Below are 23,430 nucleotides of genomic sequence, written 5' to 3'. Positions count from 1 at the left end.
AATAGTTGCCCCTACATCCCGCCCACCATCGGTGCCAAATTGCTCTCACTTCCGCGTACCTGCTGGCCTTGAACCCCGCTTGTCAGGCACATGACCGCCTTTCATGTGCCAGCCCCGCCGCCTTGGGTTAGAATGCGCGCCTTTCCCCCAGCACCCGATCCTTAAGAGGACCGCCATGTTCAGCCGTGATTTGACCCTCGCCCGCTACGATGCCGAACTCTTCGCCGCGATGGAGCAGGAAGCCCAGCGCCAGGAAGAGCACATCGAGCTCATCGCCTCCGAGAACTACACCAGCCCGGCGGTGATGGAAGCCCAGGGTTCGGTGCTGACCAACAAATACGCCGAAGGCTACCCGGGCAAGCGCTACTACGGCGGTTGCGAGTACGTCGACGTCGTCGAGCAACTGGCCATCGACCGCGCCAAGGAGCTGTTCGGCGCCGACTACGCCAACGTCCAGCCGCACGCCGGCTCCCAGGCCAACGCCGCCGTCTACCTGGCCCTGCTGTCGGCCGGTGACACCATCCTGGGCATGAGCCTGGCCCACGGTGGTCACCTGACCCACGGCGCCAGCGTTTCTTCCTCCGGCAAGCTGTACAACGCCGTGCAGTACGGCATCACCGACGCCGGCCTGATCGACTACGACGAAGTCGAGCGCCTGGCTGTCGAGCACAAGCCGAAGATGATCGTCGCCGGCTTCTCCGCCTATTCCCAGGTCCTGGACTTCGCCCGCTTCCGCGCTATCGCCGACAAGGTCGGTGCCTACCTGTTCGTCGACATGGCCCACGTGGCCGGTCTGGTCGCCGCTGGCGTCTATCCGAACCCGGTGCCGTTCGCCGACGTGGTCACTACCACCACCCACAAGACCCTGCGCGGCCCGCGCGGCGGCCTGATCCTCGCTCGCAAGAACGAAGAGATCGAGAAGAAGCTGAACTCCGCTGTCTTCCCGGGTGCCCAGGGTGGCCCGCTGGAACACGTGATCGCCGCCAAGGCCGTGTGCTTCAAGGAAGCCCTGCAACCCGAGTTCAAGGCCTACCAGCAGCAGGTCCTGAAGAACGCCCAGACCATGGCCAGCGTGTTCATCGAGCGCGGCTTCGACGTGGTTTCCGGCGGCACCCAGAACCACCTGTTCCTGCTGTCCCTGATCAAGCAGGACATCACCGGTAAGGACGCCGACGCCGCCCTGGGTCGTGCCTTCATCACCGTGAACAAGAACAGCGTGCCGAACGACCCGCGTTCCCCGTTCGTCACCTCCGGCCTGCGTATCGGCACCCCCGCCGTGACCACTCGTGGCTTCAAGGAAGCCGAGTGCCGCGAGCTGGCTGGCTGGATCTGCGACATCCTGACCAACATGGGCGACGAGTCCGTGGTGGACGGCGTGCGCGAGAAGGTCAAGGCGATCTGCGCCAAGTTCCCGGTCTACGGCGCCTAAGCCGAACCCGCGAAACGAAAAAGCCCGGCAGATGCCGGGCTTTTTCATGTCTGCCTCCCTGACGGGACATCGCGGGCGTGGCCCGCTCCTGCAATTTCGTCTCGTACAGGAGGAGCAACCTGCAGGAGCGCCCCCCCCCCCGCGATGAGCGCCCACCGGGCGCGCCCTCTATATAGAAGCTACGGCTGCCCGCCAGATTTCTGCTCCGGCTGCACCGGCACATCCCGCAGTTCATTGAGCCGCCGCACCAGCGTCTGGGCTTCGTCCTGGCTGGCGAAGCCCTTGAGCATCACCTGCCCGTCGGTCACTACCCGCGTCACCCTGGGCAGCAGGCGCAGTTGCCCGTCGATGACCACCGCCAGGGCCTTGCCCTGCTCTTCCTGGGTCAGTTTCGCCAGGCGCTGGCTGGCTTCGGGCGTGAACAGCACACGCACCGCCGGCTTGCCGTCGGCTACGCTGGCCAGTTCGGCCCGCTGCACGTCGCGCTGGGTCAATGCGGGATGGGTTGCCACCAGCACCGCCTTGCCTTGTGGGTCCGCGAGGGTGCGGGTGCTGGCTGTGGGCTCCTCCGCCACGGCATGAACATCGAAGCTGTGCTGCGGAACCGAGGGCGGCGCACCGGCACACGCACCCAGCAAGGAGGCGCCCAACAATGAGGCAAGAAGGATCGGAATAGAGCGTTTCATCGACTGCGAATCGGACAGGATGGCCCGGTCAGGCCAGGGTGATAGCCAAGGTCATGAAGAGTCAGACCGTCGCCAGCGTACAAGTTGCACGCCCTTGGTCGGCACCCGCGACTAAGCTTGCAGACGAACGGATGCTGGCGGTCCGGTCAGAAATTCTCCGGCTTCGGGCAAGCTGGTATCATGCGCGCCTTTTGCCGGTCACAAGAAAAGGCGCAGGGCCCACCTGGGCATGCACCTTGCTTTTCCCGGCCAGAACGATAACGGCGCAAGCGCGTCACGGGGAGCCAAACATGCTGGAAAAGCTGTTCCAACTCAAGGCACACAATACCACTGTGCGCACCGAGATCCTGGCGGGTATCACTACCTTCCTGACCATGGCCTACATCCTCTTCGTCAACCCGAGCATCCTCGGCGAGACGGGCATGGATAAAGGCGCGATCTTCGTGGCAACCTGCCTGGCCGCCGCCATCGGCTCGGCGGTGATGGGCCTGATCGCCAACTACCCGATCGCCCTGGCTCCCGGCATGGGCCTGAACGCCTTCTTCACCTACACCGTGGTCCTGCACATGGGCCACACCTGGCAGGTCGCGCTCGGTGCGGTGTTCCTCTCCGCGTGCATGTTCTTCATCATTTCGATCTTCCGCATCCGCGAGTGGATCATCAACAGCATTCCCCTGGCGCTGCGCTCGGCGATCGCTGCCGGCATCGGCCTGTTCCTCGCGCTGATCGCGCTGAAGGAATCGGGCATCGTGGTCGCCAACCAGGCGACCCTGGTGGGCATGGGTGACCTGGCCAAGCCAGCGCCGCTACTGGCGATCCTCGGCTTCATCCTGATCGTCGCCCTGGAAGCCCGCCGCGTGACCGGCGCGGTGATGATCGGCATCCTGGTGGTGACCTTCCTCTCCATCGCCATCGGCGTCTCCCAGTTCGGTGGCGTGGTATCGATGCCGCCGTCGCTGGCACCGACCTTCCTGCAGCTGGATATCAAGGGCGCACTGGACATCGGCCTGTTCAGCGTGATCTTCGCCTTCCTCTTCGTCGACCTGTTCGACAACTCCGGCACCCTGATCGGCGTGGCCAAGCGTGCCGGCCTGATGGGCAAGGACGGGCACATGCCGAAGATGGGCCGTGCCCTGATCGCCGACAGCTCTGCCGCCATGGTCGGTTCGCTGCTGGGCACCTCCACCACCACCAGCTACATCGAATCGGCAGCGGGCGTTTCCGCCGGCGGCCGCACCGGCCTGACCGCCATCGTGGTCGCCGTACTGTTCCTGCTGGCGCTGTTCTTCGCCCCGCTGGCGGGCAACGTGCCGGCCTTCGCCACTGCGCCCGCACTGTTCTTCGTCGCCGTGCTGATGGCCTCGGGCCTGGCCGAGATCGACTGGGACGACCTGACTGTCGCCGCACCGGTAGTGGTGACCGCGCTGGCCATGCCGCTGACCTTCTCCATCGCCAACGGCATCGCCTTCGGCTTCATCACCTGGACCGCCTGCAAGCTGCTGTCCGGCCGCTTCCGCGAGCTGAACCCGGCGCTGATCATTCTGTCGATCCTGTTCGTGATCAAGCTGGGCTGGTTCAACGCTTGAGTTAAGGGGGCTGCTGCGCGTCGGCCATACTGCGTTGCCAGGTCAATCCGGAATGCTCATTTACCCTCCGCTTCCGAATCGACCTGGCGCCTTGTCTGACCTAGCTCGCACTTCCCGATGGTTTCGAGTTGTCCTTAGACGAAAGGCGGTCCGGCAAGTCCGGGCCCTTTTGAAGAGTTTTCCCATGAGCAGTCCCCGTTTCGATCCCTCCCACTACGACAGCCAACTGGCCGACAAGGCCGCGCGCCTGCGCGAGCTGCTGGCGCCCTTCGCCGCGCCGGAGCCGGAGGTGTTCGATTCACCCCGCGAGCATTACCGCCTGCGCGCCGAGTTCCGCCTGTGGCGCGAGGGCGAGGCACGCCACTACGCGATGTTCGAGCAGGGCGACAAGCACACACCCATCCTGATCGAGGAATTCCCCATCGCCAGCCGGCGCATCAACGAACTGATGCCGCGCCTGAAGGCTGCCTGGGCCGAACCGACGCTGGGCCACAAGCTGTTCCAGGTGGAGTTCCTCACCACGCTGGCGGGCGACGCAATGATCACCCTCTGCTACCACCGCCCGGTCGATGCCGTCTGGCAGGCCGCCGCCGAGAAGCTGGCCGCCGAGCTGGGCGTCAGCATCGTCGGTCGCTCCCGTGGCAAGCGCCTCGTCGTCGGCCGTGACTTCGTCAGCGAAGAACTCACCGTCGCCGGCCGCACCTTCCGCTACCGCCAGCCGGAGGGCGCCTTCACCCAGCCCAACGGCGAGGTCTGCCAGAAGATGCTCAACTGGGCATACGACGCCCTGGGGCAGCGCGACGACGACCTGCTGGAACTGTACTGCGGCAACGGCAACTTCACCCTGCCGCTGGCCACTCGCGTGCGCCAGGTACTGGCCACCGAGATCAGCAAGACCTCGGTCAACGCCGCCCTGGCGAACCTGGCCGACAACGCGGTGAACAACGTCACCCTGGTGCGTCTCTCCGCCGAGGAACTGACCCAGGCACTGAATGACGTGCGCCCGTTCCGCCGCCTGGCCGACGTCGACCTGAAGTCCTACGCGTTCGGCAGCGTATTCGTCGACCCGCCACGCGCTGGCATGGACCCGGACACCTGCGAGTTGACCCGGCGTTTCGACAACATCCTGTACATCTCCTGCAACCCGGAGACCCTGGCGCAGAACATCGCCCAACTGCACGACACCCACCAGGTGAGCCGTTGCGCCCTGTTCGACCAGTTCCCCTATACGCACCACATGGAAGCCGGCGTGCTGCTGACCCGTCGCTGAGGCCCTCACCCAACCGCGCGCCGCCCAACCAAGGGTTGGGCGGCGCGCTGTCACCTGGCGGCTAAGCTTGCGGGACAACGACAAGAGGCATGTCCATGTCCCGCCTGATCCTGCCCCTGCTCTGCCTGCTGCTGGCCGCCTGCGTCGGCACCGATCCCGCCAACATCAGCATCTCCCCTGCTGCCAATGGTCGGCAAAGCACCTTCTTCATCCAGGCCGTGCGCGCCCAGGGGCACCGCGAGGACCTGGAAGATCGCTTCGATCTCGCCGTACGCCGCGCGCTGGAAGCCAAGGGCTACCGCTATCAGGACAATTCAGGGGAGTTGCGGGTGATCTACGCCGTCGGCCTCGACAGCCAGACCGGTATCGTCCAGCGCCCGGTGGTGACTGGCGCGGGCGTGATGACCCAGACGCAGATCACCGACCAGGATCAGGCGCGCCTGGCGCTGCAGATTCTCGACGAAGCGACGGGGACGGTGCTGTACCAGGCGCAGGTGGCGCGCCAGCTGCACGATCCAAAGATCACCCAGCAGGCCGTGGACGAAGGCATCGCCCACCTGCTGAAGGATTTCCCCGCCAAAGCGGGGCAGTGAGGATCAGCTGTAGTTCGACGGCGACTTGCGCACGAACTTGATGCTGTACTTGAAGTCGGCCTTGCGCGTGACGCTGATGGCGCGGCGGGTAACGGTATCGATGGTGATGTTCCAGTTGCCGGTGCTGGGCACCTTGATCTTGGCCGGGAAGCGGTCGAACGCGCCGCCGTGGTAGGAGTGGCGGCCGCCATTCTTGAAACTGCGGAAGTTCGCATCGGTCATCAGGCGGATGTTGCAGGTCATGGAGCATTCGATGACGACCAGGTCGCCTTCGTTCAGGTGCTCACGTTGATGTACGAACTTCATGCTGGCTCCGCCTTGCTTCTACCGCGAAATCAATACGATAGCACGGAGCGGGGGTAGCCCGGCAGCGGCGTCGCCGGTAGACGGCGCCGCTCATCCGACGTTCAGAGCCCTTCGAAGTCCGCCTTGCGCTCCTCCGGCTCCTCTTCCTCGCGCACCACCACCTGCCGATGGCGCGACTGCCGCTCCAACCAGTAGAGGGCGAAGATCGCCAGCGCGGAAATCACCCCGCGATAGACCACGCCGGCCAGCTGCGCGTCCCATTCCATGCCGCCTTCGGTCCAGGCGATCAGCAGGCGCGACAGCGTCAGGGTCAGCTGCACCAGGATCACCAGGATCAGCGCCGGACGCACCAGCAGGCGACGGCGCAGGGCGAAGACGAGGAACAACGCGAGGGCGAACTGGTGGCCGCCGTAGAATACCCGGGCGTCGCTCACCGACGACGGCTCCATCAGCAGCATGCCGCTCAGGTTGGCCATCTCATAAGGACGAATCCAGTAGAGCAGTCCCAGGCCACCCCAGACCAGAGCCTGAACCAGCAGGACGAGACGGGCGAAGAGCATCCGATTTCTCCTTGGCCATGCAGCCATTGCCGAGCGTCCATACCTGCGACCGGGAGTCGCGGACGCACCACCGATCAGCTAAAGACCCCGTACAGCGCGGCAAGTTCGGGCAAGCGCGTCATATGGGGAAACAAACGGCGGGTGGGGCCACAACACCCGCGGGAGTATGCTCGGTCGCGTTCGAATTTCGAGGTTCCGACCATGCGCACCCTGCTTCTGCTCACCGCCCTTGTCGCCGGCGCCGCCCAGGCCGCCGAGCCGCTGACCATCGACGTGCACCGCGATGCCAACTGCAGCTGCTGCAAGGACTGGATCAAGCACCTGGAAAGCAACGGCTTCACCGTCAACGACCATGTCGAGGCAGACATGAGTGCAGTGAAGACCAAACTCGGCGTGCCTTACAGCATGGGCTCGTGCCACACCGGCGTGATCGACGGAAAATTCGTCGAGGGCCACGTACCGGCCGCCGACGTCCTGAAGTTGCGCGAGCGTGCCGACCTGATCGGCGCCGCCGTGCCGGGGATGCCGATGGGCTCGCCGGGCATGGAAATAGGCGATCGGCATGACGCCTACCAGGTGGTTGGCCTGAACAAGGCCGGCCAGCGCGAAGTACTGGCGGACTACCCCGCGCACTGACACACCGAGGCACTCCCTCACCCCTGAACGCTGGTGGAGGTGGGATGGGGCTTCCGGCGCGCGGGGCACTCTCCAGGTTCCCGCGCGACAATGCTCCGCCAGCACGATGGGGTGAGGGACTCCACAACGAAAAGGGCGGCCAGTTGGCCGCCCTTTTCGTTACCGGTATCCGTTCACTCGGACTTGGCCGGCAGCAGGCCGTCGGCGCGGAACATGGCCTTGATCCCGCGTACGGCCTGGCGCAGGCGGTCACGGTTCTCGATCAGGGCGAAACGCACGTGGTCGTCGCCGTAGTCGCCGAAGCCGATGCCCGGCGACACCGAGACCTTGGCGTCCTTGAGCAGCTTCTTGGCAAACTCCAGCGAGCCCAGGTGCGCATAGGCCGGCGGAATCTTCGCCCAGATGTACATGGAGGCCTTGGGGTTCTCCACCATCCAGCCGGCTTCGTGGAGGCCCTTGACCAGCACGTCGCGACGCTTCTGGTACTGCTCGGCAATATCGCGCACGCATTGCTGGTCGCCTTCCAGCGCGGCAATGGCCGCCACCTGCAGCGGGGTGAAGGTGCCGTAGTCGTGGTAGCTCTTGATCCGCGCCAGGGCCGAGACCAGCTCCGGGTTGCCGACCATGAAGCCGATGCGCCAGCCCGCCATGTTGTAGCTCTTGGACAGGGTGAAAAACTCCACCGCGATGTCCTTGGCGCCGGGCACCTGCATGATCGACGGGGCCTTCCAGCCATCGAAGGTGATGTCCGCATAGGCCAGGTCGTGCACCACCAGCACGTCGTAGCGCTTGGCGAGGTCGACCACGCGCTCGAAGAAGTCCAGCTCCACGCACTGCGCGGTGGGGTTGGAGGGGAAGCCCAGGATCATCATCTTCGGCTTCGGAATCGATTCGCGGATCGCCCGCTCCAGTTCGTTGAAGAAGTCGATCCCCGGCACCAGCGGTACCGAACGCACCTGGGCGCCAGCGATCACCGCGCCATAGATATGGATCGGGTAGCTGGGATTGGGGACCAGGATGGTGTCGCCGTGGTCCAGGGTGGCGAGCATCAGGTGCGCCAGGCCTTCCTTCGAGCCGATGGTGACGATGGCCTCGGATTCCGGGTCGATCTCGACCTCGTAGCGGTCGCGGTACCAGTGCGAGATGGCGCGACGCAGGCGCGGAATGCCGCGAGACGTGGAATAGCCGTGGGTATCTTCGCGCTGGGCGACCTGGCAGAGTTTCTCGACGATGTGCGGCGGCGTGGCCCCGTCCGGGTTGCCCATGGACAGGTCGATGATGTCCTCGCCACGGCGGCGGGCCGCCATCTTCAGCTCAGCAGTGATGTTGAAAACGTAGGGGGGCAGACGATCGATGCGCGCAAAGCGACGAGCTGAACGGGGTTCAGTCATGGTGTCCTCGGATTAACGTAGGCGCCCGGAACCGTCCGAGCGACGCCGGCCACTGCGGTGGCCTGGAAAGCGCGGTGCAGTGACCGGCGCTTTCTTGTCGGCGAACATATAGCTCGCTAGGCTGGCTGTCGAGTTTTTCTTTGCGCCGCTCAAGGGCGGCATCTGGAGGCACATGTCCGCGCAACAGTACTGGCAGCTCGACGTCTTCGCCGACCAACCGCTCACCGGCAACGGCCTGGCGGTGTTCCCCGACGCACGCGGCATCCCCGCGCAGACCCTGCTGGCGCTGACCCAGGAGCTGCGCCAGTTCGAGTCGATCTTCCTGTTCCCCTCTGCCTCGCTGGACACCTATTCGGCGCGCATCTTCACCGTCGACGAAGAGCTGCCTTTCGCCGGCCATCCGGTGCTGGGCGCTGCCGCGCTGCTGCATCACCTGCACCAGCGCGGTGAGGAAGAGCACTGGACGCTGGAACTGCCCGCCAAGGCAGTGAAGGTCGCCACCCGCCGTCGTGGTGCGGGCTTCCACGCCGAGATGAACCAGGGCAGCGCCGACTTTGGCAGCGTGCTCGACGACGACGCGCGGCGCTGGTTCGCCGAGGCCTTCTCGCTGACGGCCGCCGACCTTGCCGATTACCCCGCTGCCGTGGTCAGCACCGGCCTGCCCTACCTGCTGCTGCCGGTACGCAGCGAGGCACTGGGCCGCGCGCGCCAGCGCACGGACCTGACAGCCGAACTGGCCAAGCTCAACGCCGCCTTCGTTTTCGTGCTGGATGTGGATAATCGCGAGGGCCGCACCTGGGACGGCGCCGGGATCATCGAGGACGTCGCCACCGGCAGCGCAGCCGGTCCGGTTGCCGCCTACCTGGTCGAACTGGGCAAGGCGCGCCGCGGCGAACTGTTCCAACTGGCCCAGGGCCGTTTCGTTGGCCGTCCCAGCCGGCTCGACGTGCAGGTGGGCCAGGATGACGAAATCCGCGTTGGCGGCGACGTCCAGCTGCTCGCCCGCGCCGAGCTGCTGCACCGCTTCGCCTGACGACCGGGCTGGCGGCCAGCCCTGCCCGAGACAACACTGAACCCACCTGTTCGATGGAGATGCCGCCATGCAATGGCGCAAAGGACGACGCAGCGACAACGTAGTGGATGCCCGCGATGAAACCGGCAGCAGCATGGGCGGTGGCGGAGGCATGCGCATCGGCGGACGCGGCCTGAGCCTGGGTGGCGTGGCCATCGTGGTGATCATCGGCCTGCTTTCCGGCCAGGACCCGATGACCATCCTCGGCTCACTGCTCGGCCAGATGGACGTCTCCCAGCAACAGGCGCCGAGCCGGCCGACCCAGGGCAAGCCCGCCACCGGCAACGACCCGCAGGTGGAGTTCGTCCAGTCGATTCTCGGCGACACCGAGGATACCTGGGGCGAAATCTTCGCTCGCAGCAACCAGCAGTACGAGCAGCCCAAGCTGATCCTGTTCAACGGCGGGGTGAACTCCGCGTGCGGCTTTGCCTCCTCGGCAGTCGGCCCGTTCTACTGCCCCGGCGATCACCGTGTGTACCTCGACCTCGGTTTCTTCCGCGAGATGGAGCAGAAGTTCTCCGCCGCCGGCGACTTCGCCCAGGCCTACGTGATCGCCCACGAAGTCGGCCACCACGTGCAGAACCTGCTGGGCATCTCCGCGAAGATCAACGCCGCCCGCCAGCGCGGCGCGCGCATGGAAGGTGCCAACGGTCTGTCGGTGCGGCAGGAGTTGCAGGCCGACTGCTTCGCCGGTGTCTGGGCCAATCACGCCCAGCAGCGCCTGAACTGGCTGGAACCGGGCGACGTCGAAGAGGCGCTGAACGCCGCCAACGCCATCGGCGACGACCATCTGCAGCGCCAGGCGCGCGGCACGGTGATGCCCGACTCCTTCACCCACGGCTCGTCCGCACAGCGTGTGCGCTGGTTCAAGATCGGCTTCGAGAGCGGCGCGCCGGGCAAGTGCGACACGTTCAAGGCACAGACGCTGTAACGCTTCTTCCCGGAAGAACACCTTGCAGGCGGATGCCATGCGCACTTCCGCCAGCAAACGCCAGCGCAGGGGTTTCCCGAAGTACACAGATACGTTGGCAGGCTGCCACGCGCCGTTACAGGTAACAGCCGAGCAGCTCGAGGAAGTACGCCGGATCGACCGGTTTGACCAGGAAGTCCAGCACGTTCAGCCGCATTGCCTCGATCACGTCGCGGGCGTCGGCCTGGCCGGAAAGGACAATGATCGGCAGGAAGGTCCCGGCTTCGTTGAGCTCGCGGATCAGGTCCAGGCCCGCGCCCTCATGCTCCATGCGCAGGTCCGTCACCAACAGATCAATCGACGACTCGTCGCGACGGATGCGTCGCAGGGCCTCCGCAGCACTGCCGGCGGTCAGGCACTGGATATTCGCCCCCTCGATCAGTTCACGCATCTCGGCCAGCACCTCGCGGTCATCGTCGACTACCAGCACCACCGGCTGACGCGTCGCCCGCGCGGTGACTTCACGTAGCGCTTCGATCTCCTCCTCATCGAGGACGACAGGACTGATCATGGATGCCACACCGCAAAAAGAGGCCCGTTGCCACCAGTCTAGATGGCGACTGGCCTTTATTCCTGCCGGCTCCCCGCGCGCTGCGCAAAAAAAGGGCCGCCATGAAGGCGGCCCTGGAAATACGCCGGCAGGACCGGCGTCGTGGGATATCAGCCGGCCTTGGCGAGGCCGGCCTGGCCAAGGCGCTCGGCAATCTCGCCGAGGATGGCCGGATCGTCGATGGTGGACGGCGGCGTATAGCTCTCGCCGTCGGCGATCTTGCGCAGCACCGCGCGCAGAATCTTGCCCGAGCGGGTCTTGGGCAGGCGCTTTACCACCACCGCGCGCTGGAAGCAGGCCAGCGCGCCGATACGCTCACGCACCAGTGCCACCAGTTCGCGTTGCAGGTTGGCCTCGGTGGCCAGCGCACCATCCTTGAGGACCACCAGGCCCAGCGGCACATGGCCCTTGAGATCGTCCTGCACGGCGATCACCGCGCACTCGGCGACAGCCTCGTGCAGCGCCAGCAACTCCTCCATCTCGCCGGTGGAAAGCCGGTGGCCGGAAACGTTGATCACGTCATCGGTGCGGCCCATGATGTAGACGAAGCCTTCCTCGTCCACGTAGCCGCCGTCCCCCGTGTGGTAGTAGCCGGGATAGGTCTTCAGGTAGGCCTGCAGGTAGCGTGGGTGGTCGTTCCACAGTGTCTGCGCGCAGCCCGGCGGCAGCGGCAGGGCGATGACGATGGAGCCCTGCTCATTCGGCCCCAGCAGCCGGCCTTCGTCGTCTACCACCTGCACGTGGTAGCCGGGCACCGCGCGGTTGGTCGAGCCGGCGCGCAGGTCGTGGTCGCCCAGCCCAGTGCAGGGCGCCGTCACCGGCCAACCGGTCTCGGTCTGCCACCAGTGGTCGTGTACCGGCTTGCCGGTAAGTGCCTCCAGCCAGTGCTGGGTGCTGCTGTCGAGCTTCTCGCCGGCGAGGAAGAGGTGGCGAAGCGAGCTCAGGTCGTAGCGCTTGAGCAGCGCTCCTTGCGGGTCTTCCTTGCGGATCGCGCGAATGGCCGTGGGCGCGCAGAACAGGCTGTTGACCTTGTGCTCCTCGACCACCCGCCAGTAGCTGCCGGCATCCGGCGTGCGCACCGGCTTGCCTTCGTAGAACACCGAGGTGCAGCCGTTCATCAGCGGGCCGTAGACGATCAACGTATGCCCTACCACCCAGCCGACATCCGACACGCCCCACCAGACATCCCCCGGTTGCAGGCCGAAGATGGTCGGCAACGCGTAGCTCAGCGCCACGGCGTGGCCGCCGTTGTCGCGCACGATGCCCTTGGGTTTCCCGGTGGTGCCGGAGGTGTACATGATGTACAGCGGATCACCGCTGGCGACTTCCACCGGGGCGACCGGTTGCGCGTGAGCCAGGGTTTCGCGCCAGTCCAGGTCGCGGCCGGCGTGCAGCTCGGCCATTGCCTGCGGGCGCTGCAGTACCAGCACATGAGCCGGCTGATGGGTAGCCAGGTCGAGGGCCTTGTCCACCAGCGGCTTGTATTCGATCACCCGCTCGAACTCCAGGCCACAGGACGCGGTGAGCACCAGCCGGGGTTTGGCATCGTCGATGCGCAGTGCCAGTTCGTGGGGCGCGAAGCCGCCGAAGACCACGGAATGCACGGCACCCAGCCGCGCGCAAGCGAGCATGGCCATGGCGGCCTGAGGCACCATCGGCATGTAGATGATCACCCCGTCCCCCTTCTCCACGCCCAGCGCGCGCAAGGCGCCGGCCAGGCGCGCGACTTCATCGCGCAGCTCCAGGTAGCTGAAGCGCTGTTGGGTGTTGGTCACGGGGGAGTCGTAGATCAGTGCGGCCTGGCTGCCGCGGCCCAGTTCGATCTGCCGATCGAGGGCCAGGTAGCAGGTGTTCAGGCGGCCATCGGCGAACCAGCGATGGCTGCCATCGGGCAGGGTCTGCAGGGTCTCCTGCGGGGCGCGGTACCAGGCCACGCGGCCAGCCTGCTCGGCCCAGAAGGCGGAAGGCTCCGTGATGGAACGGTCATGGGACTGCCGGTAACTCATCGTCACTGCCTCTTATTGTTGTTATCGAGGTCGAACAACGAGTATGGACGGGGATCGCCACCCCACCATCAACCTTTGGTCGTAGTCCTGCCGCCCGCTCCGGGGCTGGTCGGCTGTAATGCTTTGCAGGATTTTTCAGCGACGCGGCGCAACGGCGGACGAAGCGCTCTGGCACGGTGACTGGAGGGTTTTCCGGTAGAGCCGCCACCGCATGTCGGCGACCACAAGTCGCACCCACTACCGCCAGATGACAGGACTACACTGAGGGTCCCTTTTCATCTGACAGCGCAGGGGTGAGCACCGTGAACATCCTCGTCCGTCCGTCCAGTCTCCGCAAAGACCAGCCGTGGGAAGTCTGCCTCGACCAGCAGTCCGTGCGATTTCGCAGTGAACTCGAGGCGCGCAGTTTCGTGGCTACCCTCGAAGCCCGCCTGAAGGCCCCGCACCGGCTACCGGAACGGGTGCAGCGCGCCGCCAGTTGATCAGGCCGCGCGCTCGCTGATCTGTCCGCTCAGCCAGCCGAGCACCGCGGCCACCAGGCCGCAAACGGTAATGACCACGGCCATTGGCAACGCCGTTCCGTCGTGCAGTGCACCAACCAGCGCAGAAGCGCCGGCGGCAACGGTGAACTGCAGGCTGCCCATCAGTGCCGAGGCGCTGCCCGCGTGGCGGCCCTGGCTGGCCATGGCGCAGGCCGAAGAGTTGGGCATCAGGAAGCCCAGGCTGGCGATGGCGCCGAACAGCGGCACCAGCAGCGGCCACAGGTGCGCGGGCTTGGCCAGGGTGATCGCCAGCAGTATCACGCCGCAGCCGAAGTACACCCACACCGCCCTGCGCAACCAGAACCCCGGACCGCGATAGCGCAGCAGCCGCGCGTTGACCTGCGCCATCAGGATGAATCCCGCCGCGTTGCTGCCGAAGATCCAGCCGTAGTGCTCGGCCGGTACGCCGTAGAGTTCGATGAACACGAAGGGTGAGCCGGCGATATAGGAGAACATCCCGGCGATGGCGACGCCGCCGGTGAGCGCATAGGTGATGAAAGCGCGGTCGCGGAACAGCGCGCGGTACTGCTTCAGCGCACCACGCAGCGGCGGGCGAGGCCCGGCAGGAATGGTCTCGGGCAACCACAACGCGATGGCTGCGCCGGCCAGCGCGCTGAACACCGTCAGCGTGTAGAAGATCGACTGCCAGCCGGACAGGCTCAGCAGCAGCCCACCGCCCAGCGGCGCAAGGATCGGCGCCAAGCCCATCACCAGCATCAGTTGCGAGAAGGCCTTGGCGGCGGCGATCGGATCGCACAGGTCACGCACCACTGCCCGCGAGATCACCATCCCCGCACAACCACCCAGGGCCTGGACGAAGCGTGCGCCGATCAGCCATTCCAGATTCGGTGCAAAGGCACAGGCGACGGAAGCCAGGGTAAAGATGCTCACCCCCAGCAGCAGCGGGATGCGCCGGCCGATGCGGTCGGCCAGCGGGCCGTAGAGCAGTTGGCCGAGCGCGAGGCCGGCGAAGTAGGCCGACAGGCTGAGCTGAATGTGTTCGACATCGGTGCCGAAGGCCTGCGCCAGCGCCGGGAAGCTGGGCAGGTAGAAATCGATGGCCATGGGCCCGAAGGCACTCAGGGCGCCGAGGATCAGCAGGATGCGGAGGTTCATGGATCACCTGGTCGCACGCGTCCGCCGAAGGGCGGTGGAGACCGCGGGGCAGGCAGGTGCGGATAACGGATTGGCGCGCAAGGAAGGCGCGGCGAAGCCTTGCATTGTGGCGAGCGCCGGAAAATTAGCAAGCTCCCTAAGCAACTCCCGAAACAAAGGGAGATGCGGGCCAGGCCGCGCCGGCCTGACCCGCAGTCGTATCAGACCTCGTGCGCGCCCTCTGGCTCGGGCTTGGCCTTGCCCTTGCGGCCACTGAGCTTGTCGGCGGCCGACTCCACCAGCATGTAGAACATCGGGATGAGGAAGGTCGCCAGCAGGGTTGCGGCGAGCATCCCGCCGATCACCCCGGTGCCGATCGAGTGACGGCTCGCGGAGCCGGCGCCGGTGCTGATGGCCAGCGGCACGCAACCCAGGATGAAGGCGAGCGAGGTCATCACGATGGGGCGGAAGCGCAGCTTGGCCGCCTCCAGCGCCGCCTCGACCGGGCCCATGCCCTGCTCTTCGCGGCACAGCACGGCGAATTCGATGATCAGGATGGCGTTCTTCGCCGCCAGGCCGATCAGGGTCACCAGGCCGACCTGGAAGTACACGTCGTTATCCAGCCCACGCAGCCAGATCGCCAGGATCGCCCCGAACACCGCGAAGGGCACCGCTGTGACCACCGCCAGCGGCAGTGTCCAGCGTTCGTACTGGGCGGCGAGGATGAGGAAGACCAGGATCAGGCCGAAGATGAACGCGGTGCTGCCCGAGCCCTGGGTCGCCAGTTCCTGGTAGGCAGAGCCGATCCACGCCAGCGAATAGTCCTCGCCCAGGACCTGATCGGCGATTTCCTGCATGGCCGCCAGGGCCTGGCCGGAGCTGTAGCCCGGTGCCGGGCCGCCCAGCAGCTTGGCCGCCGGGAACACGTTGAAGCGCGCGTAGGAGTCCGGACCAAGGATGCGCTTGACCGACACCAGCGTGGTCAGCGGCACCAGGTCGCCGGTGGACGAGCGCACGAAGACCTGGCTGAGGTCGTCCGGCTTGCGGCGGAACTCCGGCTCCGACTCCAGGGAAACCTGCCAGGTCCGCCCATAAAGGGTGAAGTCGTTGACGTAGTAGCTGCCGAAGGTGGACTGCATGGCCGTGAACACGTCGTTGATCGCCACGCCCAGGGAGCGCGCCTTGGTGCGGTCCAGGTCGACGTAGTACTGCGGCACGTTGGCGTTGAAGGTGGTGTTGACCCCCGCCAGCTCCGGGCGCTTGGCCGCGGCGGCGAGGAACTTCATGGTGACCTCTTCAAGCTGCTCGGAGGTGCCGCCGCTGCGGTCCTGGATGTAGGCCTCGAAACCGCCGGTGGTACTCATGCCGGTGATTGGCGGCGGGTTGAAGGACATCACCACGCCATCTTCCTGGCCGGCGCCCATCTTCATGAATTCACGGGTCAGGTTGCGCGCGTCCAGCTCGGGCGTCGTGCGCTCCTTCCAGTCCTTGAGCGGCACGAAGGACACACCGGCGTTGCTGCGGGTGCCGAAGGTGAGGATGTCGAAACCGGCGAAGGTCACCACGTCCTGCACCGCCGGGTGCTTCATCAACTGGTGGGTTACGTCGTTGGTGAGTTTCTCGGTGCGGGTCAGCGAGGCCGCCGGCGGCAGGAAATAGGCGTTGAGCACGTAGCCCTGGTCCTCGTCGGGCACCAGTGAGCCGGGCACCCGGCCGAACAGGATGACCAGCAGGGCGATCATGCCGCCAAACAGCACCAGGCCGAGGGCTGCGCGCTTGAGGAAGAACTGCACCCCGGCGCCGTAGCCATTGGTGATGCGTTCGAAGGTACGGTTGAACCAGCGGAACGGTGCGGCCGGCTCCTTGTGCTCGGCCTTGAGGATCAGCGCGCAGAGCGCCGGCGACAGGGTCAGCGCGACGATGCCGGAGATCACCACGGACACGGCGATGGTGATCGCGAACTGCTTGTACATCTGGCCAGCCAGGCCGCCGAGGAAGCCGACCGGGATGAATACGGCGCAGAGCACCAGCACGATGGCGATGATCGGCCCGGTCACCTCCTCCATGGCCTTGATCGCCGCGTCCTTCGGGCTGAGCTTTTCGGTTCGCATCACCCGCTCGACGTTCTCCAGCACCACGATGGCGTCGTCCACCACGATACCGATCGCCAGCACCATGCCGAACAGTGACAACAGGTTGATGGAAAAGCCCATCAGGTACATGCCGGCGAAGGTGCCGACCAGCGACACCGGGATCGCCAGCACCGGGATCAGCGTCGCGCGGAGGTTCTGCAGGAAGATGAAGACCACCACCATCACCAGGATCAGCGCCTCGACGAAGGTGTGGATCACCTCCTCGATGGAGACCTTCACGAAGGTGGTGGTGTCGTAGGGAATCTTGTAGGTGATGCCCTGCGGGAAGCGCTTGGCCAACGTCGCCATGTGATCACGCACGGCCTGGGCGGTGTCCAGTGCATTGGCGCCCGGTTGCAGGTAGATACCGAAGGCGGCGTTCTGCTGGCCGTTGAGCGAGGTCACCAGGGAGTAGTCCTGCGCCCCCAGCTCGACCCGCGCGACGTCCTTGAGCAGCAGGCTGGCGCCAGTGGAGTCACTGCGCAGGATGACGTTCTCGAACTCCTTGGGATCGGTGAAGCGGCCCTGCGCCGTGGCCATGTAGGTGAAGTCCTGCGGCTCCTTCATCGGCTGCTGGCCGAAGCTGCCGGCGGCGAACTGCGAGTTCTGCTCGCGGATCGCGTTGACCACGTCGGTGGGCGTCAGGTTGTACTGCGCCAGCTTGTCCGGGCGCAGCCAGACACGCATGGCGTAGTCCTTGGAGCCGAACTGGCTGACGTCGCCGACACCGGGAATCCGCTTGAGGTCGTCGATCACGTTGATCAGCGCGTAGTTGCTGATGAAGATCGGATCGCGGGAGTTGTCCGGCGAGAACAGGGTCACGACCTGCAGGATGTCGGAGGATTTCTTCTCCACCTTCACGCCCTGCCGGCGCACTTCCTCGGGCAGCTTGGCGAGTGCCGCCTGCACCTTGTTGTTGACGTCGATGGTGGCCTGGTCAGGGTCGGTACCCACCTCGAAGTACACGGTCAGGCTCATGGCGCCGCTGGCGTCGGAGTTGGACAGCTGGTAGATCATGCCCTCCACGCCGTTGATTTCCTGCTCCAGCGGAGCGGCGACGGTTTCGGCGATGACCTGGGAACTGGCGCCCGGGTAGGAAGCCGTCACGGACACTTCCGGCGGCACGATTTCCGGGTACTGGGCGATGGGCAGCGCACGCATGGCCACCAGGCCCGCGAGCAGGATCACGATGGAAATCACCATCGCGAACACCGGACGTTCGATGAAGAAGCGCGAGATCACGATGAGCGCTCCTTAGGACTGGGAAGACGCAGTGTTGGCTGCAGATTCCTGCGTGCCACCTTCCACGGCCTTGACCGGCTGGTCGGGGCGCACCTTTAGCACGCCATCGACAATGACGCGGTCGCCGTCGTCCACGCCGGCATCGATGATCCAGCGGCCGTCCACGGTCTTGGAGGTGGTGACCTGGCGCACGCGGGCGAAGCCATCCTTGTCCACCACGTAGACGAAGGTGCCGCGCGGCCCCTGAGCCAGGGCACGCTCAGGCAGCGTCACGGCGTTGCGCTGGGTGATGCCGGTGATCAGGATGCGCACGAACTGGCCAGGGATCAGCAGGTTGTGCGGGTTGGGCACCACGGCACGGGCGTTCACGGTGCCGGTGCCGGTGTTGACGAAGCTGTCGGTGAAGTCGACGACACCTTCGATGGGGTACTTGCTGCCGTCACCGAAGCGCAGTTCGGCGGTCAGCTTGCCGTCCTTGGGCAGGATGTAGCGGCCACTCTTCACCCCGTCGTTCATCTGGGTCGCCTGGGTATCGGGGTAGGCGAAGTTCACATACACCGGATCGAGCTGGGTGAGTTTGGTCAGCAGACTGGAGTTCGGGTCGCTGGCCACCACCAGGCTGCCTTCGGAGCGCACTTCCTTGCTCGCCATGCCGGAGATCGGCGCGGTCACCGTGGTGTAGTTGAGGTCGATCTGCTTGGCCTGGACGTTGGCGCGCGCCGCCTCGACGTCGGCCTTGGCCTGCTCGAAATCGGAGGTATAACGGTCCAGCTCGCTTTCGCTGGCAAAGCCCTTGGCCTGAAGTTCACGAATTCGCTTGAGATCACGCTCGGTCTGACGATAGCGCGCCTGGGTCTGCGCCAGCGAGCCCTTGGCCTGACCGAGCGCCGCTTCGTAGGGGCGCGGATCGATGCGGAACAGCACCTGGCCTTCCTTGACCGGTCGGCCTTCCTCGTACGTACGGCGCTGGAGGATGCCGCTGACCTGGGCGCGCACTTCCACTTCGCGGTAACCGGCGGTCCGCGCGGCGTATTCGAAGGTCAGGGGTACCGGGGCGCTCTTGGCCACCTCGACCGTCACCGCCGGAGGAGGCGGCGCCGCCGTAGCCGGCTTGTCCTCGGCCTGAGCCCAGGCAGCGAACAGGACGGGTAACCCAACGACAGCAAGCGCGGCGGGCAAACGACGGGCAAACGGCATGTAACCTCTCCATGGAAATGGCTGACGGCGAAACTCGGAAGGACGACGACTGCGTGACATTTACCTACGCCAGTGTCTGTAAAGCACTGTTAGCGCAATAAAATCAGTAAACTGCCCGTCACTCAGTGATCCTAGCCTGTATACCAACAAGCGCCATGCGAAGAACTAAAGAAGATTCGGAACGTACACGTCAGACGATTCTTGACTCGGCTGAAGGCCTTTTCTTTGCGAAAGGCGTCTCGAATACCAGTCTCGAAGAGATCGCCCGCGCCGCCGGCGTCACCCGCGGAGCGGTGTACTGGCACTTTCAGAACAAGGCGCACCTGTTCAACGACATGCTCAACCAGGTCCGCCTGCCGCCTGAGCAACTGGCGCAACGGTTGTCCGGCTGCGACGGTCATGACCCTATCGAATCGCTGTTCCAGCTCAGTGTCGAAGTAGTCGAGAACCTCGCCCGCGACGAGCAGCGCCGGCGCATCCTCACCATCCTCCTGCAACGCTGCGAGTTCACCGATGAACTGCGCGACGCCGAGGAGCGCCACAACCATTTCATCCGCCAGTTCATCGAGCTGTGCGAGCAGCTGTTCAGCCGCGAGGACTGCCAGTCCCGGCTGATGCCCGGCGTGACGCCCAAGGTCGCCTCGCGCGCGGTGCACGCGATGATCTTCGGCCTGCTCAGCGACTGGCTGCGCGATCCTGGCCTGTTCGACCCACTGCAGGAAACCCGCGGGCTGTTCGACGCGGTGTTTCGTGGCCTGGTGCGCGACTGGCACCCGGCGCAGACGTAAGGGCCGGCAGGACGCCGGCCCGGAAGGGATGAAGCCTCAGGCCGCCTCGGCCTCGTAGCCTTCCTCGCGGATCGCCGCGAGGATCGCGGTATCGTCCAGCCGGCTGGCGACGCGGACTTCACCGGCGCCCAGGTCGACCTGCACGTCCGCCGCGGCATCCAGCGCCTGTACCGCCTGGGTGATGGCCCGCACGCAGTGGCCACAGCTCATGCCTTTGACAGTGAAGGTATGCATGGAATCTCTCCTCTGATGGATTGAAGCGTTGGATGCAGTCTCGACCTTGCCACGGTGGCAAGGTCAAGCCTCTCGTGTTGAGGTCGTCTTGCACTTGTCCTACGTCAGCCACTCAGCCAAGCTGCGGAAATAGCTGACTCATCGGAGAACGCCTATGCGCCGTTCCCTTCTGCTCGCCGCCGGTCTCGCCGCTGCCCTGCCCCTCGCCTCCCGGGCCGATGGCATGCCCGAGGAACCCTCGGCGCATCCCCTTCCCGCGCCGACCGCTCCGGCCGCGCCGTCGCCGAACACGCCTGGCTCCTGGCCGATACCCGATGCCCAACCGGTAGGCTACGCCGTGCTGATCGTCAGCCGCGAGCGCGTGGATACCGGCACGGCCTGCGACATCGACCTGTATGTGCAAGACGAGAAGGTCTCGCGCCTGCAGCCCGAAGGCGAAATCGCCCTCAACCTGCCGCCGGGCGAGGTTTCCCTGCGCCTGCAGACCGCCAACTCCGGCCTCTGCCGCAGCGGCATCCAGCCGCTGCGCGCGCAGTCCGTCCAGTTGCATGCCGGCGAAGTGCGCAAGTTCCGCATCGCCAACAGCGAAAGCGGCCTCTACCTGATGCCTGTTTCCAGCGGCAGCTGACGGATCGTCCAGCCAGCGGTTTGACCTGCGACAAGCTGGCAGCAGACGAGGGTTGACCTTGCCCTAGTGTCAAGGTTGATGCTATCGGGGAACTTCAGGGAGAAAGCCCCATGAGCAGCGCCAACCCCATCGAACTCGACCTGCCCGTTTCCGGGATGACCTGCGCCAGCTGCGCCGGCCGGGTCGAGCGCGCCCTGCGCAAGGTACCGGGCGTGCAGGACGCCAGCGTCAACCTCGCCAGCGAACAGGCCCGCGTGCAACTCGCCGCACCGTCAAGCGGCGACCCCCTGCCGGCGCTGGTCGCCGCCGTCGAGCAGGCCGGCTACCAGGTGCCGGCCCACAGCCTGGAACTGGCCATCGAAGGCATGACCTGCGCCAGTTGCGTCGGCCGCGTCGAACGCGCGCTGAACAAAGTCCCCGGCGTGCGCGCGGCCAGCGTCAACCTGGCCAGCGAGCGTGCCCACGTCGAGCTGCTCGGCGCGGTGGATACCGGCGTGCTGATCGCCGCCGTCGACAAGGCCGGCTACAAGGCCCGCCCCATTGAGCCCGACCAACCTACCGTCGATCCGGCCGTGGCCCGCCTGGCGCGCGAGCGCTGGTGGCTGGCCGCCGCCATCCTGCTGTCCCTGCCGCTGGTACTGCCGATGGTCGGCGACTGGTTCGGCCAGCACTGGATGCTGCCGGCCTGGACGCAATTCCTTCTCGCCACGCCGGTGCAATTCCTCATCGGCGCGCGCTTCTACGTCTCCGCCTACAAGGCCGTGCGCGCCCGCAGCGGCAACATGGACCTGCTGGTCGCCCTCGGCACCAGCGCCGGCTACGGCCTGAGCCTGTACCTCTGGTATGCCGCAGCGCCGGGCCAGATGCCGCACCTGTACTTCGAAGCCAGCGCCGTGGTCATCACCCTGATCCTGCTCGGCAAGTACCTGGAAAGCCGCGCCAAGCGCCAGACCGCCGCAGCCATCCGCGCCCTCGAAGCCCTGCGCCCCGAGCGCGCCACCCGCGTGCGTGACGGCGTCGAGGAGGACGTCGCCATCGCCGAACTGCGCCTGGGCGACGAAGTGCTGGTACGCCCCGGCGAACGCTTCCCGGTGGACGGCGAAGTGCTCGCCGGCCAGAGCCAGGCCGACGAAGCCCTGATCACCGGCGAGAGCCTGCCGGTGCCCAAGGATGTCGGCGACCCGGTCACCGGCGGCGCAATCAATGGCGAGGGCGTGCTGCGCGTGAAGACCACCGCGCTGGGCGGCGAGACCGTGCTGGCGCGCATCATCCGCCTGGTGGAAGACGCCCAGGCGGCCAAGGCGCCGATCCAGAAACTGGTGGACAAGGTCAGCAACGTGTTCGTCCCGGTGGTGATCGGCATCGCCCTGATCACCCTGGTCGGCTGGCTGATCGCCGGCGCCGGCTGGGAACAGGCATTGATCAACGCCGTGGCCGTGCTGGTCATCGCCTGCCCCTGCGCCCTCGGGCTCGCCACTCCGACCGCGATCATGGCCGGCACCGGCGTGGCGGCCAGGCACGGCATCCTGATCAAGGACGCCGAAGCCCTGGAGGTCGCCCACGCAGTCACTGCCGTGGCCTTCGACAAGACCGGCACCCTGACCTCCGGCCAACCACGCATCACCAACCTCGCGGCGAATGTCGACGAGGCCGAGGCCCTCGCCCTGGCCGGCGCCCTGCAACGCGGCAGCGAACACCCGCTGGCCCGCGCCGTGCTCGACGCCTGCGCCGAACGCAGCCTCAACCCCGCCGCCGCCGAGGCCACCCAGGCATTGACCGGCCGGGGCATCCAGGGGCGTATCGATGGCCGCCTGCTGGCCCTGGGCAACCGTCGCATGCTCGACGAAGCCCAGCTGCAACCGGGTGCACTCACTGAATCGGCGCAACGCTGGGAAGCCGAAGGCCGCACCCTGTCCTGGCTCATCGAGCGCGAGCCGCAGGCACGGGTGATCGCCCTGTTCGCCTTCGGCGACAGCCTCAAGGACGGTGCGAAAGCCGCCATCGACGCCCTGCGCGAGCGCGGCATCGCCAGCCACCTGATCACCGGCGACAACCGCGGCAGCGCCAAGGTCGTGGCCGATGCCCTGGGCTTGGACGACGTGCACGCCGAAGTGCTGCCGGGCGACAAGGCCGCCGTGGTCGGCACGCTGCGCCAGCAAGGCAAGGTGGTGGCGATGGTCGGCGACGGTATCAACGACGCCCCGGCACTGGCCGCGGCGGACGTAGGCATCGCCATGGGTGGCGGCACCGACGTCGCCATGCATGCCGCCGGCATCACCCTGATGCGCGGCGACCCGCGCCTGGTCCCGGCGGCGCTGGACATCTCCCGGCGCACCTACGCGAAGATCCGTCAGAACCTGTTCTGGGCCTTCATCTACAACCTGGTGGGCATACCGCTGGCCGCCTTCGGCCTGCTCAACCCCATGGTCGCCGGCGCGGCGATGGCCGCCTCCAGCGTCAGCGTGGTGAGCAACGCCCTGCTGCTCAAACGCTGGAAACCGCGGGACCACCAATAAG

The 23,430-nt window shown here is 66.1% G+C and carries 20 protein-coding genes and 1 pseudogene; 11 read left to right on the top strand and 10 right to left on the bottom strand.

What is annotated here, in order from left to right:
- The first annotated feature begins 175 nt into the window (after nt 1-175).
- Nucleotides 176-1,429 (top strand): serine hydroxymethyltransferase, encoded by a 1,254-nt coding sequence (gene glyA, locus AC1ZV1_RS04675; RefSeq protein WP_024763060.1) that lies wholly within the window; start codon nt 176-178, stop codon nt 1,427-1,429.
- Nucleotides 1,430-1,608: 179 nt separating this feature from the next.
- On the opposite strand, the gene AC1ZV1_RS04670 is transcribed toward glyA, so the two are convergent.
- Entirely contained in the window at nt 1,609-1,941 is a 333-nt protein-coding gene (locus AC1ZV1_RS04670) for a SecDF P1 head subdomain-containing protein (protein ID WP_484295716.1), read from the bottom strand.
- Between the two features lie 464 nt (nt 1,942-2,405).
- Between AC1ZV1_RS04670 and AC1ZV1_RS04665 the strand changes: the two genes are divergently transcribed.
- The 3 genes from AC1ZV1_RS04665 (at nt 2,406) to AC1ZV1_RS04655 (ending at nt 5,564) form a co-directional block, all read left to right on the top strand.
- Nucleotides 2,406-3,701, top strand: a complete 1,296-nt coding sequence (locus AC1ZV1_RS04665; RefSeq protein WP_484295715.1) for an NCS2 family permease — start codon at nt 2,406-2,408, stop codon at nt 3,699-3,701.
- A gap of 184 nt (nt 3,702-3,885) precedes the next feature.
- Entirely contained in the window at nt 3,886-4,971 is a 1,086-nt protein-coding gene (trmA, locus tag AC1ZV1_RS04660; RefSeq protein WP_484295714.1) for a tRNA (uridine(54)-C5)-methyltransferase TrmA, read from the top strand.
- Between the two features lie 95 nt (nt 4,972-5,066).
- On the top strand, nt 5,067-5,564 hold the full coding sequence (locus AC1ZV1_RS04655; RefSeq protein ID WP_484295713.1) for a DUF4136 domain-containing protein: 498 nt from the start codon (nt 5,067-5,069) through the stop codon (nt 5,562-5,564).
- A gap of 3 nt (nt 5,565-5,567) precedes the next feature.
- On the opposite strand, the gene AC1ZV1_RS04650 is transcribed toward AC1ZV1_RS04655, so the two are convergent.
- On the bottom strand, nt 5,568-5,870 hold the full coding sequence (locus AC1ZV1_RS04650) for a DUF1883 domain-containing protein (protein ID WP_484295712.1): 303 nt from the start codon (nt 5,868-5,870) through the stop codon (nt 5,568-5,570).
- Between the two features lie 101 nt (nt 5,871-5,971).
- Nucleotides 5,972-6,430, bottom strand: coding sequence for a DUF4345 family protein (locus tag AC1ZV1_RS04645; RefSeq protein WP_484295711.1), 459 nt, complete (start codon nt 6,428-6,430; stop codon nt 5,972-5,974).
- 184 nt (nt 6,431-6,614) lie between these two features.
- Between AC1ZV1_RS04645 and AC1ZV1_RS04640 the strand changes: the two are divergent.
- A pseudogene (locus tag AC1ZV1_RS04640) lies at nt 6,615-7,066 on the top strand (DUF411 domain-containing protein).
- Nucleotides 7,067-7,239: 173 nt separating this feature from the next.
- On the opposite strand, the gene alaC reads toward AC1ZV1_RS04640, so the two are convergent.
- Nucleotides 7,240-8,457, bottom strand: a complete 1,218-nt coding sequence (alaC, locus tag AC1ZV1_RS04635) for an alanine transaminase (RefSeq protein WP_484295710.1) — start codon at nt 8,455-8,457, stop codon at nt 7,240-7,242.
- A 172-nt stretch (nt 8,458-8,629) separates the two neighbouring features.
- Here alaC and AC1ZV1_RS04630 point away from each other — a divergent pair, with 172 nt between their 5' ends.
- The gene (locus AC1ZV1_RS04630; protein ID WP_484295709.1) at nt 8,630-9,490 is read left to right on the top strand and encodes a PhzF family phenazine biosynthesis protein; all 861 of its coding nucleotides are present in this window, start codon (nt 8,630-8,632) and stop codon (nt 9,488-9,490) included.
- A 67-nt stretch (nt 9,491-9,557) separates the two neighbouring features.
- Entirely contained in the window at nt 9,558-10,460 is a 903-nt protein-coding gene (gene ypfJ / locus AC1ZV1_RS04625) for a KPN_02809 family neutral zinc metallopeptidase (protein ID WP_484295708.1), read from the top strand.
- 115 nt (nt 10,461-10,575) lie between these two features.
- Here ypfJ and AC1ZV1_RS04620 read toward each other — a convergent pair whose 3' ends face one another.
- Nucleotides 10,576-11,010, bottom strand: a complete 435-nt coding sequence (locus tag AC1ZV1_RS04620) for a response regulator (protein WP_484295707.1) — start codon at nt 11,008-11,010, stop codon at nt 10,576-10,578.
- 149 nt (nt 11,011-11,159) lie between these two features.
- Entirely contained in the window at nt 11,160-13,055 is a 1,896-nt protein-coding gene (locus AC1ZV1_RS04615; protein WP_484295706.1) for a propionyl-CoA synthetase, read from the bottom strand.
- 302 nt (nt 13,056-13,357) lie between these two features.
- Here AC1ZV1_RS04615 and AC1ZV1_RS04610 point away from each other — a divergent pair, with 302 nt between their 5' ends.
- Nucleotides 13,358-13,537, top strand: a complete 180-nt coding sequence (locus AC1ZV1_RS04610) for a hypothetical protein (RefSeq protein ID WP_484295705.1) — start codon at nt 13,358-13,360, stop codon at nt 13,535-13,537.
- Here the strand turns inward: AC1ZV1_RS04610 and AC1ZV1_RS04605 are convergent, their stop codons facing one another.
- From AC1ZV1_RS04605 to AC1ZV1_RS04595, 3 genes are all read right to left on the bottom strand, one after another.
- Entirely contained in the window at nt 13,538-14,713 is a 1,176-nt protein-coding gene (locus AC1ZV1_RS04605; protein ID WP_484295704.1) for a multidrug effflux MFS transporter, read from the bottom strand.
- A gap of 200 nt (nt 14,714-14,913) precedes the next feature.
- Complete coding sequence (locus AC1ZV1_RS04600) at nt 14,914-18,066, bottom strand: efflux RND transporter permease subunit (protein WP_484295703.1); 3,153 nt, start codon at nt 18,064-18,066, stop codon at nt 14,914-14,916.
- Between the two features lie 12 nt (nt 18,067-18,078).
- Nucleotides 18,079-19,263, bottom strand: a complete 1,185-nt coding sequence (locus AC1ZV1_RS04595; protein ID WP_484295702.1) for an efflux RND transporter periplasmic adaptor subunit — start codon at nt 19,261-19,263, stop codon at nt 18,079-18,081.
- Nucleotides 19,264-19,418: 155 nt separating this feature from the next.
- Here AC1ZV1_RS04595 and AC1ZV1_RS04590 point away from each other — a divergent pair, with 155 nt between their 5' ends.
- Nucleotides 19,419-20,051 carry a TetR family transcriptional regulator gene (locus tag AC1ZV1_RS04590; protein WP_484295701.1) on the top strand — a complete coding sequence of 211 codons (633 nt, stop codon included), beginning with the start codon at nt 19,419-19,421 and terminating at the stop codon, nt 20,049-20,051.
- A gap of 36 nt (nt 20,052-20,087) precedes the next feature.
- On the opposite strand, the gene AC1ZV1_RS04585 is transcribed toward AC1ZV1_RS04590, so the two are convergent.
- Nucleotides 20,088-20,285, bottom strand: a complete 198-nt coding sequence (locus AC1ZV1_RS04585) for a heavy-metal-associated domain-containing protein (RefSeq protein ID WP_484295700.1) — start codon at nt 20,283-20,285, stop codon at nt 20,088-20,090.
- Between the two features lie 154 nt (nt 20,286-20,439).
- On the opposite strand from AC1ZV1_RS04585, the gene AC1ZV1_RS04580 reads away from it, so the two are divergent.
- Together AC1ZV1_RS04580 and AC1ZV1_RS04575 are read left to right on the top strand one after the other, a co-directional pair.
- Nucleotides 20,440-20,913 (top strand): hypothetical protein, encoded by a 474-nt coding sequence (locus AC1ZV1_RS04580; RefSeq protein ID WP_484295699.1) that lies wholly within the window; start codon nt 20,440-20,442, stop codon nt 20,911-20,913.
- 110 nt (nt 20,914-21,023) lie between these two features.
- Complete coding sequence (locus AC1ZV1_RS04575; protein ID WP_484295698.1) at nt 21,024-23,429, top strand: heavy metal translocating P-type ATPase; 2,406 nt, start codon at nt 21,024-21,026, stop codon at nt 23,427-23,429.
- Nucleotide 23,430 lies beyond the last annotated feature (1 nt).

Source organism: Pseudomonas sp. BB438, from assembly GCF_057180225.1.
This window is presented reverse-complemented; position numbering and strand designations above follow the sequence as displayed.